The organism is Vogesella sp. AC12 (assembly GCF_024437575.1).
GTDB classification, from domain to species: Bacteria; Pseudomonadota; Gammaproteobacteria; order Burkholderiales; family Chromobacteriaceae; genus Vogesella; species Vogesella indigofera.
The window spans coordinates 99,103-115,391 of sequence record NZ_JANFNU010000012.1 but is presented as its reverse complement, the minus strand read 5'-3'; the positions used below and the strand labels follow the sequence as shown (position 1 = coordinate 115,391).

General features: G+C 66.4%; 14 protein-coding genes, 1 rRNA gene and 1 riboswitch. Of the genes, 10 read left to right on the top strand and 5 right to left on the bottom strand.

Annotation, left to right across the window (positions count from 1 at the left end):
• Window positions 1-146 precede the first annotated feature (146 nt).
• From rrf to NOM55_RS15400, 7 genes are all read left to right on the top strand, one after another.
• Window positions 147-260: ribosomal RNA gene (gene rrf, locus NOM55_RS15430) — 5S ribosomal RNA — on the top strand.
• A gap of 165 nt (window positions 261-425) precedes the next feature.
• Complete coding sequence (rfaE2, locus tag NOM55_RS15425) at window positions 426-923, top strand: D-glycero-beta-D-manno-heptose 1-phosphate adenylyltransferase (RefSeq protein ID WP_255909499.1); 498 nt, start codon at window positions 426-428, stop codon at window positions 921-923.
• Complete coding sequence (locus NOM55_RS15420; RefSeq protein ID WP_047968013.1) at window positions 920-1,885, top strand: biotin--[acetyl-CoA-carboxylase] ligase; 966 nt, start codon at window positions 920-922, stop codon at window positions 1,883-1,885. Before rfaE2 ends, NOM55_RS15420 begins: the two co-directional genes overlap by 4 nt.
• Window positions 1,882-2,598, top strand: a complete 717-nt coding sequence (locus NOM55_RS15415; protein ID WP_255909498.1) for a type III pantothenate kinase — start codon at window positions 1,882-1,884, stop codon at window positions 2,596-2,598. Before NOM55_RS15420 ends, NOM55_RS15415 begins: the two co-directional genes overlap by 4 nt.
• Complete coding sequence (locus NOM55_RS15410) at window positions 2,595-3,425, top strand: SPOR domain-containing protein (RefSeq protein WP_255909497.1); 831 nt, start codon at window positions 2,595-2,597, stop codon at window positions 3,423-3,425. Before NOM55_RS15415 ends, NOM55_RS15410 begins: the two co-directional genes overlap by 4 nt.
• A 49-nt stretch (window positions 3,426-3,474) precedes the next feature.
• Window positions 3,475-4,281 carry a YoaK family protein gene (locus NOM55_RS15405; protein ID WP_120812248.1) on the top strand — a complete coding sequence of 269 codons (807 nt, stop codon included), beginning with the start codon at window positions 3,475-3,477 and terminating at the stop codon, window positions 4,279-4,281.
• Window positions 4,282-4,378: 97 nt separating this feature from the next.
• Window positions 4,379-6,340 (top strand): PhoX family phosphatase, encoded by a 1,962-nt coding sequence (locus tag NOM55_RS15400; protein WP_255909496.1) that lies wholly within the window; start codon window positions 4,379-4,381, stop codon window positions 6,338-6,340.
• 127 nt (window positions 6,341-6,467) lie between these two features.
• Here NOM55_RS15400 and NOM55_RS15395 read toward each other — a convergent pair whose 3' ends face one another.
• Window positions 6,468-7,496 (bottom strand): M48 family metallopeptidase, encoded by a 1,029-nt coding sequence (locus tag NOM55_RS15395; protein ID WP_255909495.1) that lies wholly within the window; start codon window positions 7,494-7,496, stop codon window positions 6,468-6,470.
• Complete coding sequence (locus NOM55_RS15390; protein ID WP_255909494.1) at window positions 7,490-8,596, bottom strand: YjgN family protein; 1,107 nt, start codon at window positions 8,594-8,596, stop codon at window positions 7,490-7,492. The genes NOM55_RS15395 and NOM55_RS15390 overlap by 7 nt, the downstream gene beginning before the upstream one ends.
• 176 nt (window positions 8,597-8,772) lie before the next feature.
• On the opposite strand from NOM55_RS15390, the gene speB reads away from it, so the two are divergent.
• Window positions 8,773-9,741, top strand: coding sequence for an agmatinase (gene speB / locus NOM55_RS15385; RefSeq protein WP_255909493.1), 969 nt, complete (start codon window positions 8,773-8,775; stop codon window positions 9,739-9,741).
• Window positions 9,742-9,809: 68 nt separating this feature from the next.
• Window positions 9,810-10,940 carry a hypothetical protein gene (locus NOM55_RS15380; RefSeq protein WP_255909492.1) on the top strand — a complete coding sequence of 377 codons (1,131 nt, stop codon included), beginning with the start codon at window positions 9,810-9,812 and terminating at the stop codon, window positions 10,938-10,940.
• A gap of 80 nt (window positions 10,941-11,020) precedes the next feature.
• Here the strand turns inward: NOM55_RS15380 and NOM55_RS15375 are convergent, their stop codons facing one another.
• The 3 genes from NOM55_RS15375 to cobT all read right to left on the bottom strand — a co-directional run bounded on the left by NOM55_RS15375 (window position 11,021) and on the right by cobT (window position 13,723).
• On the bottom strand, window positions 11,021-11,830 hold the full coding sequence (locus NOM55_RS15375; protein WP_255909491.1) for an adenosylcobinamide-GDP ribazoletransferase: 810 nt from the start codon (window positions 11,828-11,830) through the stop codon (window positions 11,021-11,023).
• Between the two features lie 64 nt (window positions 11,831-11,894).
• The gene (locus tag NOM55_RS15370; protein WP_255909490.1) at window positions 11,895-12,503 is read right to left on the bottom strand and encodes a histidine phosphatase family protein; all 609 of its coding nucleotides are present in this window, start codon (window positions 12,501-12,503) and stop codon (window positions 11,895-11,897) included.
• A 188-nt stretch (window positions 12,504-12,691) separates the two neighbouring features.
• Window positions 12,692-13,723, bottom strand: a complete 1,032-nt coding sequence (gene cobT, locus NOM55_RS15365; RefSeq protein ID WP_255909488.1) for a nicotinate-nucleotide--dimethylbenzimidazole phosphoribosyltransferase — start codon at window positions 13,721-13,723, stop codon at window positions 12,692-12,694.
• A gap of 117 nt (window positions 13,724-13,840) precedes the next feature.
• Window positions 13,841-14,049, top strand: a riboswitch (cobalamin riboswitch).
• Between the two features lie 168 nt (window positions 14,050-14,217).
• Here cobT and NOM55_RS15360 point away from each other — a divergent pair.
• A complete protein-coding gene (locus tag NOM55_RS15360; protein ID WP_255909485.1) occupies window positions 14,218-16,191 on the top strand; it encodes a TonB-dependent receptor in 1,974 nt (657 codons plus the stop codon).
• Window positions 16,192-16,289: the final 98 nt, after the last annotated feature.

Below are 16,289 nucleotides of genomic sequence, written 5' to 3'. Positions count from 1 at the left end.
GAACAGGACCGTGAAACGCCTTAGCGCCGATGATAGTGCAGATACCTGTGTGAAAGTAGGACACCGCCAGACGCCCCATTCAGATGCCCTGACCTGATGGTCAGGGCATTGGTTTACCCGCCGAATGCCGGTAAACGACCAGTTTTTCTGGTGACCATAGCGAAGTAGTCCCACGCCTTCCCATTCCGAACAGGACCGTGAAATACTTTAGCGCCGATGATAGTGCCCATTGCGGGTGTGAAAGTAGGACATTGCCAGAGCCCCATTAGCGCTACGAAATATTTCGCGGCGCACAAAAAAGCCCAGACCCCGTGTCTGGGCTTTTTGCATGGCATTGGCGCTGCGGCAAGCGTGGCGGCAATGGTATCCTTGCCGCTTATCGTATGGTGTGCCGCGTGTCGTCGTGGCCGCAGCAAAGGAACCGCATGGCTTACCCGACTCCGCAGTTTGAAGAAAAAATCTGTCCCGCCGCGCAACTGGCCGCAAGGTTGGCCGCACTGCCGCGCCCGATCGTGTTTACCAATGGCTGTTTCGACATCCTGCACCGCGGCCATGTGACCTATCTGGCGCAGGCGCGCGCGCTCGGCGGCAGCCTGATCGTGGGGCTGAATAGCGATGCCTCGGTGAAGCGGCAGGGCAAGGGTGACGACCGCCCGATCAACAACGAGCTGAACCGCGCCGCGGTGCTGGCGGCACTGGAAAGCGTCAGCCTGGTGACCTGGTTTGACAGCGATACCCCGGCCGAGCTGATCGAATTGGTACAGCCGGATGTGCTGGTCAAGGGCGGCGACTGGACGGTGGCCAACATTGTCGGCAGCGCCGAAACACTGGCCCGTGGCGGCGAGGTGCATTCCATCCCGTTCCTGTTCGATACCTCGACCACCGCCACCATCAAGAAAATCCGGACCGTGGACGGCCAATGAAAGACCTGGCGTTTTCGGTGTTGCGCACCCTGGCCGACGGCCGTTTCCACTCCGGCGAGGCGATGGCGCAGCAGCTCGGCTGTTCGCGCACTCTGGTGTGGCAGGCAGTGCATCATCTGGAGAACGAATTCGGCCTGACCGTGTTCAGCGTGCGCGGCCAGGGTTACCGCCTGCCGGCACCGTTCTCGCTGCTGGAGGTGGCTGCGGTGCGTGCCGGGCTGGACGAGCGTGCGGCCAACGTGTTCACGCTGGCGCTGGCCGACGAGATCGATTCTTCCAATACTCAGCTCACCACGCGCGCGGCGCAGGGCGCGCCGCACGGCCTGGTGCTGGCGGCAGAGCGGCAGACCGCCGGTCGCGGCCGGCTGGGGCGGCGCTGGCAGATGCGGCTTGGCGCTGGGCTGACGTTTTCGCTGCTGTGGCGCTTTGATCGCGGCCTGTCCGGTCTGGCCGGGCTGTCGCTGGTGGTCGGCATTGCCATCGTGCGCGCCTTGCGCGAATTCGGCGTGCCGGTGGCGCTGAAATGGCCGAACGACGTGCTGCTCGACGGCCGCAAGCTGGCCGGCATCCTGATCGAATTGTCCGGCGATGCACTGGGGCCGGCGGCGGTGGTGATCGGCATCGGCCTCAACGTGGCGGCGCCGGGCGAGGTGGACCAGCCGGTGGCCAATCTCGCCGATGCCGGCTGCAAGGTTGGCCGCAATGCGCTGCTGGCCGCGCTGCTCAACCAGCTGGCACAGGTGCTGAGCCAGTTCGACCGTGACGGTTTTGCCGCCTTCCGCGACGAGTGGCACCAGCTGGCGGCCTTCATCGGCCAGCCGGTGCGCCTCAGCTTCAGCCACGGTGAGCCGGCCGACGGTGTTGCCGTCGGTGTCGACGACAGCGGTGCGTTGCTGGTCGACGGCGCCGCTGGCCGCCGCGTGTTCCATGTCGGCGAAGTCAGCCTGCGGGCGGCGCCATGAAGCTGCTGATCGACGCCGGCAACACCCGCGTCAAGTGGGCGCTGTGGGACGGCAGGCAGCTGCAGCAGCAGGGCGCGGTGGCGCACGCCGACATCGCCAGCCTGGCGGCGCCGTGGGCGGTGCTGCCGCTGCGAGCGGTGCTGGCCGCCAGCGTGGCGCACGATGCGGTGCGGCAGGCGATCGAGGCGGCTTCGCCGCTGCCGGTGCAGTGGCAGCGCGCGCAGGCGGCGGCGTTCGGGGTGCGCAACCACTACCGCAATGTGGCGGAGCAGGGCGCCGACCGCTGGCTGGCGGTGCTGGGCGCGCGCCAGCGCTATCCGGAGCAGGACGTGGTGATTGCCAGCGCCGGCACCGCGCTGACGGTGGAGGCGCTGACCGCCGAGGGCGACTATCTGGGCGGCCTGATCCTGCCCGGCTACCGGCTGATGCTGGCCAGCCTGGCGCAGAATACTGCCAACCTCGACCGGGCCGCCGGCCTGGCCTGCGCCTTCCCGCAGGGCACCGAGGATGCGCTGGCCTCCGGCGCCATCGACGCGTTGTGCGGCGCGATCCAGCGCCTGCAGCAAAGGTTGGCCGCACACACTGGCCGGTCGCCGCTGCTGCTGCTCACCGGCGGCGATGCCGCTTTGTTGCAGCCGCACCTCCCGCCGGATGCGCGGATGGTGGATAATCTCGTCATCTATGGATTAGCAAGCGTGGCAGACGGCTCATGAAGTGGTTTCTCGTAATCGTGGTGGTACTGAACGTGCTGGTCGGCCTCTATGGCGTGCTGAAGCAGAAACCGGCCGCCGACATCGGCGCGCAGGACATCAATGCGGCGCAGCTGACCATCCTGCCGGCCAGCTGGAGTCCGGCGTCTACACCGCTGGCACAGCCGGAAGCCAGCGCCGTCACCGCGCTGCCCGACAATCTCGACGCCAGCGTCGCTACCCCGGCGGCGGCACTGCCGGCAACCCTCGCCAGCCAGCCAGCCGTACAGAAGCCGGTCATGCCGAAGCCGGCGGCACCGCTCAAGACCGACACGCCGACCGTGGCCAAGGTTGAGCTCACGCCGGCGGCCAAACCGGTCGCGGCCGGGCAGTGTCTGGCGTGGGGCGCGCTGGACGCCAAGCAGCTGGCACGGGTGCAGGGCGGCCTGCCGGCACTGAAGCTGGCCACCGCGCCGCAAAGCAGCGTCAAGGAAGAAGCGCGCGGCTCCGGCAGGGTGTGGGTGTTCTACCCGCCGCTGGCGACCAAGGCGGAAACGCAGACGCTGGTGGCGGAGCTGAAGGGCAAGGGTTTCGACAGCTACATCGTCAAGACCGAGGGCGAGTTCAGCGGCCACCTGTCGCTGGGCCTGTTCTCGAAAGAGGTGGCGGCGCAGGCACTGGTCACGCGGCTGAAGGCCGCCGGCTACGACAAGGCCAGGGTCGATGCCCGCAGCGAGCGCAGCCAGGTCACCACCCTCAGCTTCCGCGCGCTGGACGCGGCGCAGGCCGACAAGCTGCGTGCGCTGCAGCAGCGGCTGTTGCCCGGCATCCCGCTGCGCGCCTGCAGCTGATCGCGAACCCGAGGCAGACCGTGCGGTCTGCCTTTTTCTTTGGCCTGCCATGCATCGACAACACTTTTCCCGGCTGCTGGACCAGCGCGTCGCCACCCGCAGCCTGTACCGCGAGCCGCTGACCTGGCTGCTGGGCGGCGCGATGGCCTTCATCGCCGGCGCGCTCAATGCCGGCGGCTTTCTCGCGGTGCAGCGCTACACCTCGCACGTCTCCGGCGTGGTGTCGTCGATGGCGGACCACCTGGTGCTGGGCGACGTGTCGGCAACGTTGGCCGCACTGGCCGCGCTGCTGGCCTTCATCGCCGGCGCCGCCCACGCCGCGTGGCTGATCAACTGGGCGCGGCGGCAGCGCCTGCGCAGCGGCTACGGCGTGTCGCTGATCGAGGAGTCGTTGTTGTTGCTGCTGTTCGGCGTGTCCGGCGCTGCACTGGCGATCGCGCCCGCTTTCTTCGCGCCGCCCATCGTGCTGCTGCTGTGCTTCATCATGGGCATGCACAACACCATCGTCACCAAGCTGTCCGGCGGCCTGCTGCGCTCCACCCACATGACCGGCATCGCCACCGACATCGGCATCGAGCTGGCCCGCGCCAGCTATTTCAACCGCGACCGCAGCAGCAAGGTGGCGCAGGTGCACGCCAACCGCGAGCGGCTGCAGATCTACCTGCTGATCCTCGGGGCCTTCTTCGTCGGCGGCCTGGTCGGTGCGCTCGGCTTCAGCTACCTCGGCTACGGCTTCAGCGTGCCGCTGGCGCTGTTCCTGTTCGTGCTCGGCCTGCGCCCGCTGTGGTATGACCTGCGTCTGCGCTGGCGCTGGTGGCGGCACAGCCGCAGCGCCGTGCCGCGTGAAAAGACATGAGTCTGTCATCTAAGTGACATGGTTTCGTGATCTGGCTGTCACGGGACTGCCTTAAGGTAGGCGCGGTCAACAAACGCATGCCGCCACGAGGTTTATCATGTCCGACAGCTACAAATACAAACAATACGGTGTCGATGACACCTCCAACACCTGTGCCAACCCGGCGTTGTCCGAGGTGCTGGAAGCCCGCTTCTCCCGCCGCAGCCTGCTGCAGGGCACCGGTGCCCTCGGTGTGGCCGGCGTGCTGTCGGGCAGCTTTGCCACCCTGGCCGAAGCCGCCAGCGTGCCGTTTGCCAAGAAGACGCCACTGCTGGGCTTCAAGTCGATCCCGTTCTCCAGCGACGACCGCGTGGTGGTGCCGGAAGGCTACAGCGCCGACGTGCTGTATGCCTGGGGCGACCCGGTCGGCATCAAGGGCAATATGCCGGCGTTCAAGCAGGACGCGTCCAACAGCGCCGCCGAGCAGGCGGTGCAGGCCGGCATGCACCACGACGGCATGAGCTACTTCCCGCTGCCGCTGGCCGCGACCGGCTCCAAGCACGGCCTGCTGGCGATGAACCACGAATACACCGACGACGGCCTGCTGCACGTCGACGGCATGAAGAAATGGAATGCCGACAAGGTGCTGAAATCGCAGCACGCGCACGGCGTGTCGGTGATCGAGGTGGAAGACACCGGCAAGGGCTGGCGCGTGGTGCGGCCGTCGAAGTACGCGCGCCGCATCCATGCCAACACCCCGATCGCGATCAGCGGCCCGGCGCGCGGCCACAAGCTGATGCAGACCGAGGCCGACCCGCAGGGCGTGGAAATCCTCGGCACGCTGAACAACTGCGCCAACGGCCAGACGCCGTGGGGCACCTACCTCACCTGCGAAGAGAACTGGGACGGCTACTTCGTCAACGACTCCGGCACCCTGTCCGCCAACGAGAAGCGCTACGGCATCAACAACAAGGGCGCCGGCTACAACTGGGCGGTGGAAGACTTCCGCTTCGACCTGCAGCTGAACCCGAATGAAGCCAACCGCTTCGGCTGGGTAGTGGAGATCGACCCCTTCGACGCCAGCGCCAAGCCGGTGAAGCACACCGCGCTCGGCCGCTTCAAGCATGAAGGCGCCACCGTCACCATCGCGCCGTCCGGCCACGCCGTGGTGTACATGGGCGACGACCAGCGCTTCGAATACATCTACAAGTTCGTGTCCAGGAACAAGTACAACGCCAAGAACCGCAAGGCCAGTATGGGCCTGCTGTCGGAAGGCACGCTGTACGTGGCGCGCTTCAATGCCGACGGCGCCGGCGAATGGCTGCCGCTGGTACACGGCCAGAACGGCCTGACCGCCGAGAACGGCTTTGCCGACCAGGGCGAAGTGGTGATCATGGCGCGTCTGGCCGCCGACAAGGTCGGCGCCACCAAGATGGACCGTCCGGAATGGATCGCGGTCGATCCGCGTCGTCCGGGCAGTGTGTACTGCACGCTGACCAACAACAGCGACCGCGGCAAGGACGGCAAGCCGGGGGCCGATGCGGCCAACCCGCGCAACGGCAACCTGTTCGGCCACATCATGCACTGGCAGGAAAACGGTAGCGATGCCGCCGCCCTGGGCTTCAAGTGGGACATCTTCGTGCTGGCCGGCCGTCCCGACGCGGCCAAGCCGGAACATGTCGGCAACATCAAGGGTGACGCCTTCGGCAGCCCGGACGGCCTGAAATTCGACCACAACGGCGTGTTGTGGGTACAGACCGACGTGTCCACCTCCACGGTGAACATGAAGGAATACCAGGACATGGGCAATAACCAGATGGTGGCGGTGGTGCCGGAAACCGGCGAATTCCGCCGCTTCCTGGTCGGCCCGAAAGGCTGCGAGATCACCGGCCTGGCGTTCACCCCGGACATGAAGACCATGTTCGTCAACATCCAGCACCCGGGCGAGCCGGATTCCGAGCGCAACGACCCGGCCAAGCCGACCGCGATTTCGCGCTGGCCGGACGGCGCCAACGCCGGCCGTCCGCGTGCCGGCACGGTGGTGGTGCGCAAGCTGAACGGCGGCGTGATCGGCAGCTAAACCGCTGGCACCGCCGCGAAGGACAACAGCCCCGCGACTGCGGGGCTGTTTTTTTGCGGCCAACGTTGGCCGCAGCGCTGCCGGCGAGGTGTCATCCCCGTCAGCCTGCCCGCCAGGCGCGGGGCGTTCAGTCCGGCAGCGGCGGGCAGCGCACACCGTCCGGCTGGCTGCGCGCGGCGGTGTCCGGATGGCTGGCAAACCAGCTGCCGGGGCTGTTTTCGTCGGCGGCGGCCTGCGGCTGGGTGGCGGCTTCGATGCGTTGCAGGCTGTAACCCAGCAGGCAGGGTGACAGGCCGTGTGCCCGCAGCCGGGCGTAGGCAAAGCGGTCGGCTTCGCGCTCGTGCGCGCGCGAATAGTCGGCATTGGCCAGCGAGACCGGCAGCACCAGCAGCGCGCTGCTGGCATCGCCGGTGATCAGGCTCAGCGCCAGCAGCAGGCCGGACGATTGCAGCGCGCTGCGCAGGCCGTGCCGCGCTTCGACGTGTCCGGCCTCGTGCGCGAGGATGGCCAGCAGCTCGTCATTGCGCTGGATCAGCGCCAGCAACTGGTCGGTGACGACGATGGTGCCGCCGGGCAGGGCAAAGGCATTGGGGCCAATGACCGCCGCGTCGCGCAGCAGCAGGCGGTAGCGGTAGCGGCTGTCGGGCAGCAGCGCCTGCAGTTGTTGCTGCAGCCGCGCGCGTCGTGCCTCGCCGTGGCGGCTGGGGCCGATGGCACCGCTTTGGTCCAGCCACTGCAGGGTGCTGTCCGCCAGCGCCTGCTCTACCGCTACCGGCACCAGCGGCGCCAGCGCCCCGGCGGCCAGCGGCAGCAGATGGCGATAGCCCAGCCACAGGGTCGCGATGGCCAGCAGCGCCAGCCCGGCCAGCGCGCGCCAGCTTTGTTGCAGCCAGTGGCCGCTGCGGTCGCCCCAGGACAGCCCGCCGATCAGGCGGCGGATGGCGATGCGGTCGGCCACCTCCAGTGTGCTGCCATCCGGCAGCTGCAGCGTGTCCGGCAGATCGGCGACGCCGGCTTCCAGCCGGATATCGGCCAGGCGATAGCGGTATTGCCGGCCATCGCGCAGCAGCAGCAGTTCGTTGTCGATGCGGCCAACGTTGGCCGCCTGCGCCTGCGGCGTTTTGCCGTCGCGCCACAAGGCCTTGATCGTCACCATCCCAGATCCAGCGCCATCAGCTCGGCCAGTTCGTCGCCACGGGCGTCGTCCAGCCGGTTAAGCGGGGTGCGCAGCGGCAGTGCCGACAGGTCGCTGCTGCTGAGCAGGGACAGCGGCTGCAGCTGAAGGCGGAGGGTACGGATGCGTATCCACGGCCAGGCCAGGCCCAGGCTGAGCAACAGGGCCAGCGTATTGGAAAAGTGCAGCCCCAGCATCTGGCGGGTGGGCAGCGACCAGACCAGGCGCGCTTCCAGAGTCGCCAGCTGCAGCGTGGTGTGGTTGATCAGCACGCGGCTGATCGCCATGCGCGCATAGCCCAGTGTGGCCATCGTCCACAGCGCCGCCAGCATACTGAAGAAGACGATGTCCAGTTGCGTCAGCGTCGCCCGGCCAAACTGCACGGCAATGCCGTGTGCGAAACCGCTGAGCGTGGCCGCCTGCCAGATGATCCCGCCGATAATGCCGGCTCCCAGCAGATAGCAGATTGCGGCCAGCGTGCAGCCCAGCGCCGCGCGATAGAGCGCGCCCGCGCAGGGCCGCAGCTGCAGCCTGGCCTGCCCCAGCGTGCTATGGCTGACGATAAACCGCTGCTTGATCTGCGTCGCCCACGGCCACGCCAGACCGAGGCTCAGGATCAGCAGCGCCCAGCTTTTGGCAAAGGCCTTGTAGCTGTCGGCGCTGCTGCCGCTAAAACGGAAGCGCATCTGGTTCCAGCTGGTGTTGGCCAGCCGGAAACGCAGCGCCTGCACCCCCAGCCACGGCGCGGCGGCAATGGCGAGCAGCGCGATGGCCGCGTGCAGCAGCGGCAGGCTTTCGGAAAACGTCCACGCCGCCAGCACCAGCAGCATGATGAGGCGGCCCTTCAGGATAGCGATCGGCTTGCCATGGTAATCAAAGCGCCCGCCATCCAGCGTGGTGTGGCCGAGCAGGTATTTCTGGGTGCGGACTTTCGCCCACGCCGAGTAAATCCCCAGCGTGACGATGGTGAGCACCACGTTGACCAGCCACAGCCGGTAGTACGCGCGCGTGGTGGCGGTGAAGGCAAACGGCAGCACGTATTTGCCGCCTGGCGGGGCTGGATGATGATCGCGTTGATTCATTGAGAACGCCTCTCGCTAAGTAGTTAATTCCACGGCAAAACTTGCTCTGGCTGCAGACACGCGGCACACTGCGCGCTGCGCACCGCGGGGTGCGCCAGCCTCAAACCGTCGGCTGTACAGATGGACGGTAATCGTCGTGGCGCGTCGCCGCGGCGTGCTCTTCTTGCGGAGCGAACATGTCTGACGATCAAATCAAGGGCGACGGCGCCATTCGCCGCCAGAGCTTGTACGGCTCCTCCATCGAAAATACCTACGCCGGCGTGCTGTCCTTCATGCGCCGCAACTACACGCGCAACCTCGACGGCGTCGACGTGGCGGTGTCCGGCATTCCGCTGGACCTGTCGGTGACCTACCGCTCCGGCGCGCGCCAGGGGCCGCAGGCGATCCGTGCCGCCAGCGTGCAGCTGGCCGAGCTGAAGCCCTACCCGTGGGGCTTCGACCCGTTCGACGACCTGGCGGTGATCGACTACGGCGACTGCTGGTTCGACGCGCACAACCCGCTGACCATCAAGCCGTCCATCATTGAACACGCGCGCACCATCCTCGCTTCCGGCGCCAAGATGCTGACCTTCGGGGGCGACCACTTCGTCACCTATCCGCTGTTGATCGCGCACGCCGAGAAGTACGGTAAGCCATTGGCATTATTGCACTTCGACGCGCACTGCGATACCTGGCCCGACGACGAGCCGGATTCGCTCAACCACGGCACCATGTTCTACAAGGCGGTGAAGGAAGGCCTGATCGATCCGGCCAAGTCGGTACAGGTCGGCATCCGCACCTGGAACGACGATTTCATGGGCCTCAACGTGCTGGGCGCGCCGTGGGTGCACGACAACGGCGTCGATGCCACCATCGCCGAGATCAAGAAAACCATCGGCGACGCACCGGTGTACGTCACCTTCGACATCGACTGTCTCGACCCGGCGTTTGCACCGGGCACCGGCACCCCGGTACCGGGCGGCCTCACCACCGCGCAGGCGCTGAAGATCATCCGTAATCTGGGCGACCTCAACATCGTCGGCATGGACGTGGTGGAAGTGGCGCCGAGCTACGACCAGAGCGAAATCACCGCCATCGCCGCCGCGCACATCGCCTGTGACATGCTGTGCCTGATGCGCAACAAGAAGGTGGCCGGCACGCTGTAATACTTGCTTGTCATTGCCAGGGAACGCCGGGGTATCATTGCCCGGCGTTTTTTCTTGGAGGGGTACGCATGGCGAGCAAATGGTGGCTGCTGGCAGTCGGGTTGCTGATGGGTACGGCGCAGGCTGAATCGTTGCTGTTGCAGGGCACGATAGGCCGGGCAGCGGTGGTGGTGGAGCTGGACATCGGTGCCGATGGTCAAGTGGACGGGCGTTATTTCTACCGCAAGTATCACGAGGATATCGCGCTCAGTGGCCAGCGCCAGGCCGATGGCAGTCTGCTGCTGGATGAGAATCCAGGTGATGCCGGGCAACGTAGCGAGCTGACTTTGCGGCCACAAGGACAAGGCTGGCAGGGTAAGTGGCAGCGGCCTAAGTCCAAGCAGGCCCTGCCGGTTTCCCTGTCTCCACTCGGTGCAGGGCAACTGGCGCAAAGCAGCGATCCCGCATTGCAGTCTTTCCGGCAATCGTCGCCGTATGACTACGAGCGCATGATGGCGATGAAGTTGAAACCAGGTAAGCGCGAGCACTTTCAGGGCTACACGCTGCAATGGTGGCATGAGCCCGAGAGCGGAATCCGTTTCTTCCGGTTGCTGGACGGTTTTAATCCGGAAGCCATGAAGCGCCTGAACTTGAGGCTGGCAGAGCGGCAGTGGCAAGAAGTGGCAGATTATTTCAATTGCCAACTGGCCGGCAATCAACGTGAGATTGGTGCGGAGTACGAGCAAACCGTTACGCCCAGGCTGATCAACCGGCAATTGCTGAGCGTCAGTGTGTTCACCAGCTACTACTGTGGCGGCTTGCGCCCGGATGAGGTAGACGCACCGTTGAACCTTGATGTGGAAACAGGGCGCGAGCTGCAGTTGGAAGACCTGTTGTGGCTGGGTAAGGGTAAACCGCAGTTGCCGCGTAAGGCTAACGGTGATCGAGTCGACTATCAGTATGAGGAAAAAATGTTGGCACCATGGTTACTGCGCCAGCTAGTCAGGTTGCACCCAGATGAATTCAAGCCTGATGACTTTAGTTGTGATTACCGTAATCCCGAAATGTGGCAGTTAGTCCACTGGTATGCCTCACCGCAAGGGCTGTATGTTGGGCCTTCATTCCCAGTTGAGCGGGGCTGCGAAGAACCAGAGTGGAGCGTGCTGCCATGGTCGCTGGTGCGGCAGCATCCGGGCGCGGCTAATTACCGCTTGCCCTGATTGGTCATGCGGCCAACGTTGGCCGCAAACGAAAACCGCTCCCTGTGCAGGCAGGGCGTGGTTTTTTCATGGGGGCCGGTTCATTGCGGGACGAGCAACAGCAGCAACAACAGGCTTTCGCACAGCTCAATGCCGGCGCCGAGGCAGTCGCCGGTCATGCCGCCCAGTTTCCTTTTCAGGTAGGCCCACCACCACAGCCCGGCCAGCGGCGCTAGCAGCAGCGCCGGCGCCAGCCAGTACGAGGCGGCGGCCAGCAGCGCGGCGTTCAGCCAGAACGATGGCCAGTGCGTGCGCCAGGCGAAGCGCTCGCCGCTGCCGGCGGCGAGGCTGGGCAGCGTCGCCGACCACGCCACGGTGAACAGCCGCGCCCACGCCGGTACTAGCAGCAGCGGTGCGAGGTTGGCCGCAAGGGCGATAAGCCCGTCAGGTAGCTCGGATAAGCGCAGCGCATCCGGGGAATAAAGCGCACCTTGGGAAACCCCCGCCTCCGCCAGCGAGAACTTCAGCAGCAGCATCAGTAGCACCAGCTTGGCGATCAGCTGCATCGCCATGCTCATCACCCCGAAGCTGCCCAGATGCGGGTCTTTCAGTACTTCCAGAAAGCGCTCGCGCGAACGGTGCGCCGCGCCCTGCGCGTCGGCGAGGTCGGCGAGGCCGTCCAGGTGCAGGCCGCCGGTGACCCACAGCCAGGCCAGCAGGCCCAGCAGTGCGGCGAGCCACGGGTCGAGCAGGCTGCCGGCCAGCACGGCCAGCCACACCACGGCGCCGACCAGCAGGCCGACCGGCGCGAACCAGCGCGCGGCGTCGGCCAGCCACGCCGGGTCGAAGGTTTTCAATTGCGGCGTGGGCAGGCGGGTGAGGAACTGCACGGCGAGGATCAGTGAGCGCATGGTCGGGGCGTCGAGGAGGGAGCGTTGTGGGTAACTTCCGGAAACCGGCGTGGCTGTGGATAACTCAGTGGCCGCCGTGATCCGGCGCTTCCAGCCGCGTGAGGTAGGCCGGATGGCCCTCCAGCATCGACAGCTGCGCGAAGCCGCCGCGCTGCACCGCCATCAGCCGTGCTACGTTGAAGTCGGTGCCCAGCAGCTCGGCCAGCAGCACGTTGATCACGCCGCCGTGGCTGACCAGCACGCGGTGGCTGCCGCGCGCCTGCTGCATCCAGTCGGCGAAGCCGGTCAGCACCCGGGTGCGGAACTGCTCGAACGATTCGCCGCCCTCCGGCGTCAGCAGCCCGCGCGCCAGCAGCGTCTGCCAGTCCGGCGTGGTGGCGGCGATGTCGGCCAGCGGCCGGTTTTCCCAGGCGCCGAAGTGGCACTCGGCCAGCAGCGGTGCCACCTGCAGCGGTACGCCGCAGGCCAGCGCCTGTTGCACCGCGAATTCGCGACAGCGCAGCAGCGGCGAGGTGGCCATGCTGGTCACCGGCGCGTGACGCACGATGCGCTGCCAGCTGGCGGCCATGTCGGCGGCGCCACGCTCGGTCAGCGGCAGGTCGGTGTGGCCGATCAGCCGCCCCTGGTGGTCGATGTCGCCGTGGCGCAGCAGGGTGAGGGTGTAGGGGTTCATGGTTCCAGTCTTTTTTGCCACGGAAGTACACGGAAAACGAAGTTTCTGCGAAGCAAAAACACGAACAAGAACGGCTGGCACTCGTGCGGCCAACCTTGCGCCTGGAGGCCGCTTCAGGGTGTCGCGGCAACAGGCCGCTTGCCGGTTTTCTTCTGTGTCTTTCCGTGTGTTTCCGTGGCTGGAAATAATCAGTTCTTTCCTGCGACGCCGGCCTCGGCAAAGGTGGCCATGCCGGCGTGCAGCGCGATCGCCTGTTGCAGCAGCGGGATCACCGTCGCCGCGCCGGAGCCTTCGCCCAAGCGCAGGCCGAAGTCGACCAGCGGCGTCAGCCCCAGGGCCGCCAGTGCCAGCTGGTGGCCGGTTTCCTGCGAGCAGTGGCTGGAGATGAACCACGGCGTGACCGCCGGATCGATGGCCTGCGCCGCCAGCGCGGCGGCGGTGCTGATGAAGCCGTCCAGCAGCAGCGGCACGCCCTGCGCCGCGCCTTCCAGATAGAAGCCGGCGATGGCGGCGATTTCCAGCCCGCCCAGTTCCGCCAGCAGCGCGCGGCCGTCCAGCTTGGCCGCTGCCACGCGCGCCAGCGCGTCGGCCACCACCTGCCGTTTCAGCGCCAGCCCGGCGTCGTCGACACCGGTGCCGCGGCCGACGATGCTGTCCACACTGTGGCCGGTCAGGCGGCAGATCAGCGCCGCCGACGGCGTGGTGTTGCCGATGCCCATGTCGCCGGCGATCAGCAGCGTCGCGCCGCTGGCGATGGCACGCCGTGCCGCGTCGCGGCCAACGGCTAGCGCCTGCTGCACCTCGTCGCTGCTCAGCGCCGCCTCGCGGCGGATATTGCCGCTGCCGGCGCGCACCTTGGCGTGCACGATGGGCAGGCCGTCAAGGTTGGCCGCCACGCCGGCGTCGACCACCTCAAGCCGCGCCTGGTTGACGCGCGCCAGCACGCTGATCGCCGCGCCGCCGTGCACGAAATTGGCCACCATCGCGCCGGTGACCGCCTGCGGATAGGCCGACACCCCCTCGGCGCAAACGCCGTGATCGCCGGCAAACACGGTGATCGCCGGCGACAGCGGCAGCGGCACCTCGCGCCCCTGCAGCGCGGCCAGCCGGCAGGCCAGGCTCTCCAGCTGGCCGAGGCTGCCGGCGGGTTTGGTCAGTTGCTGCTGGCGGGCCTGGGCGGCGGCGAGGGCGGACAAATCTGGGAGGGGAATGCGCGACATGATGGCTCCTGACAACGAATGGGGCAGACCTTACGGCAGGGCCGCCCATGCTGGCAACCGTCTTGAGCAGGAATAAGCTAATTGCCGCTGCGGCGGGATTTGTGCGGCGCACACGGGTATAATTGCGCCCCTGCAGGTGTCCGGCCTGTCAACGACAGGCCGGGTGAAACGGGAAGCCGGTGACAATCCGGCGCTGCCCCCGCAACGGTAAGGCCTGATCGCGCGCCGCGCGATCCAGGAGCAACAATCGCCACTGTCCATCAGGACGGGAAGGCGTTGCCCCGCAAGGCCGAGCCCGGAGACCGGCCTGCAGCGTGCCCGTGCGGCCGGAAGCGTGTCAGCGACACCCCGGCGGCACCGGGTGCAGCGACGTGGCGGAATCGCGTCGTGCTGGAGCATCGCGGGGAGGCGATCTGACAGAACGTTGGCCGCAATGGTCGGTGTATGTCCTTATTTCTCCGCACTCCCTTTATCTCACCCCGGAGTGTGTATTCATGTTCAAGAGCAAACCGTTGGCCGCGCTGGTCGCGCTGGCCTGTAGCCCGCTGGCCTTGGCCGCGACCCCCGTGACCCAGCTGGATGAAGTGGTGGTCACCGCCAGCCGCAGCCCGGACAAGGTCAGCGACCTGCCGGTCAACGTGTCGGTTATTACCGCCGCCGACATTGCCAACAGCACCGCGCGCACGGTGCAGGACCTGCTGTCGACGCTGGCTGGTGTACACGTGTTCAACAACACCGGCTCCGCCGACAGCGCGATGGTCGACTTGCGCGGCTTCGGCATGACCGGCATCAGCAACACGCTGATCCTGATCGACGGCGTCAAGCAGAACACCAACGACCTGTCTGCGCCGAACCTGGGCGTGGTGCCGCTGAGCGAGATCGAGCGCATCGAGGTGGTACGCGGCAGCGGCGCGGTGGCCTACGGCGGCGGCGCTACCGGTGGCGTGGTCAACATCATCACCCGCAGCGGTTTCAAGGCCGCCAACGGCGTGCAGGCCACGCTGACTGCCGGCAGCTACAACCTGAAAAAGCTGGATCTGTCCGGCCACCTCAGCGGCCAGCAGGTGGCGCTGGATGCCTTTGTGAAGTCGCTGAGCAGCGACAATTACCGTGCCAACAGTGCCGAGCGCAACGACAGCGCCGGCCTGACGGCCACCGTGCGCCACCAGGGTGGCGACGTGCGCCTCTATGCGCGCAGCAGCAACCAGGACTTGCGCATGCCGGGTGCCCGTAGCGTCAACCCGGCCACTGGCGTCGACGAGTTCGGCAATGATCCGCGCGGCACCAGCAAGCCGAACGACTACATGGACATCAAGACCGATGCCTTTGGCGTGCAGGCGCGCCAGTCGCTGGGCGAAGGCATGCTGTCGCTGGATGTGGCCACGCGCGCGAAGCAGTCGCAGTCCGAGGCTTCCGGCTGGCTGGAGCAGCGCGATCTGGACGAACAGTCGGCCAGTTTGCGTTACGAGCAGGAGCTGGGTCGTCACCGGCTGGTGTTCGGCGTCGATACGCTGCAGAGCGATATGGACGTGAATAACGGCAGCCCCGCGACGCTGTCGACCCGCATTCGCCAGCGCCATGTTGGCGGTTTTGCCGACGTGCTGCTACGTCCGCAGGCCGGGACTTCGATCAGTATCGGTGGTCGTACACAGCGTATCGAGGACAGCGCCGTCGATTTCACTGGCTTTGCCAATAGCTACCGCACCAACAAGGAGCTGCACGCCTGGCAGCTGGGTGCTCGTCAGGCGCTGACCGGCCAGCTGGAGGCGTATGCCAAGGTTGGCCGCAGCTTCCGTCTGGCCAATGCCGACGAGCAGGCTTATGTGTCCTCGCCATTGCTGCCGCAGACCTCGCAGGACAAGGAAATCGGCCTGGACTGGAAGCAGGGGGGGCAGGCGCTGCGCGCGGCGTGGTTCCGTTACGACCTGACCAATGAAATCCATTTCAACAAGCTGGTCGGTTTCTTTGGCAGCAACGTCAATCTGGCGCCGACCCGTCGTCAAGGCCTGGAGCTGGAAGGGCGCAGTCAGCTGGCGGCCAACCTCGAGCTGAACGGCAACCTGACCTGGCAGCAGGCGACCTTCCGTCAGGGCGCGGCGGGTGGCGTCGAGCTGGCCGGCAACGAGGTGCCGATGGTGCCGCAGCAGCTGGCCACGCTGGGCCTGAGCTGGCTGCCGCAGGAGGCCAGCCGCATCGGCCTGCAGCTGCAGTATGTCGGTAAGCAGCGGCTGGACAACGACCAGGCGAACCAGTTCGACAAGCAGCTGGATGCCTATACCGTACTCAACGCCAAGTTCAGCCACCGCTACAGCAAGCAGCTGAGCGTGGCACTGGACGTCAACAACCTGTTTGATCGCCGTTATGCTACTTACGGTATTCGCTCCGGCTCAACTGGCTCGACCGGCAAATACGATCTGTACCCGGCTGCCGGCCGCAACGTGCAGGCCTCGCTGACGATCAACTACTAAGCCGTTCACGGTCGGACACCGCCCCGGCTGGCTAGGTCCGCCCCTGTTGTCGCCCTTATCGGGAGGCAACGGGGGCTTTTCATGCCGTCTCCCCCCAC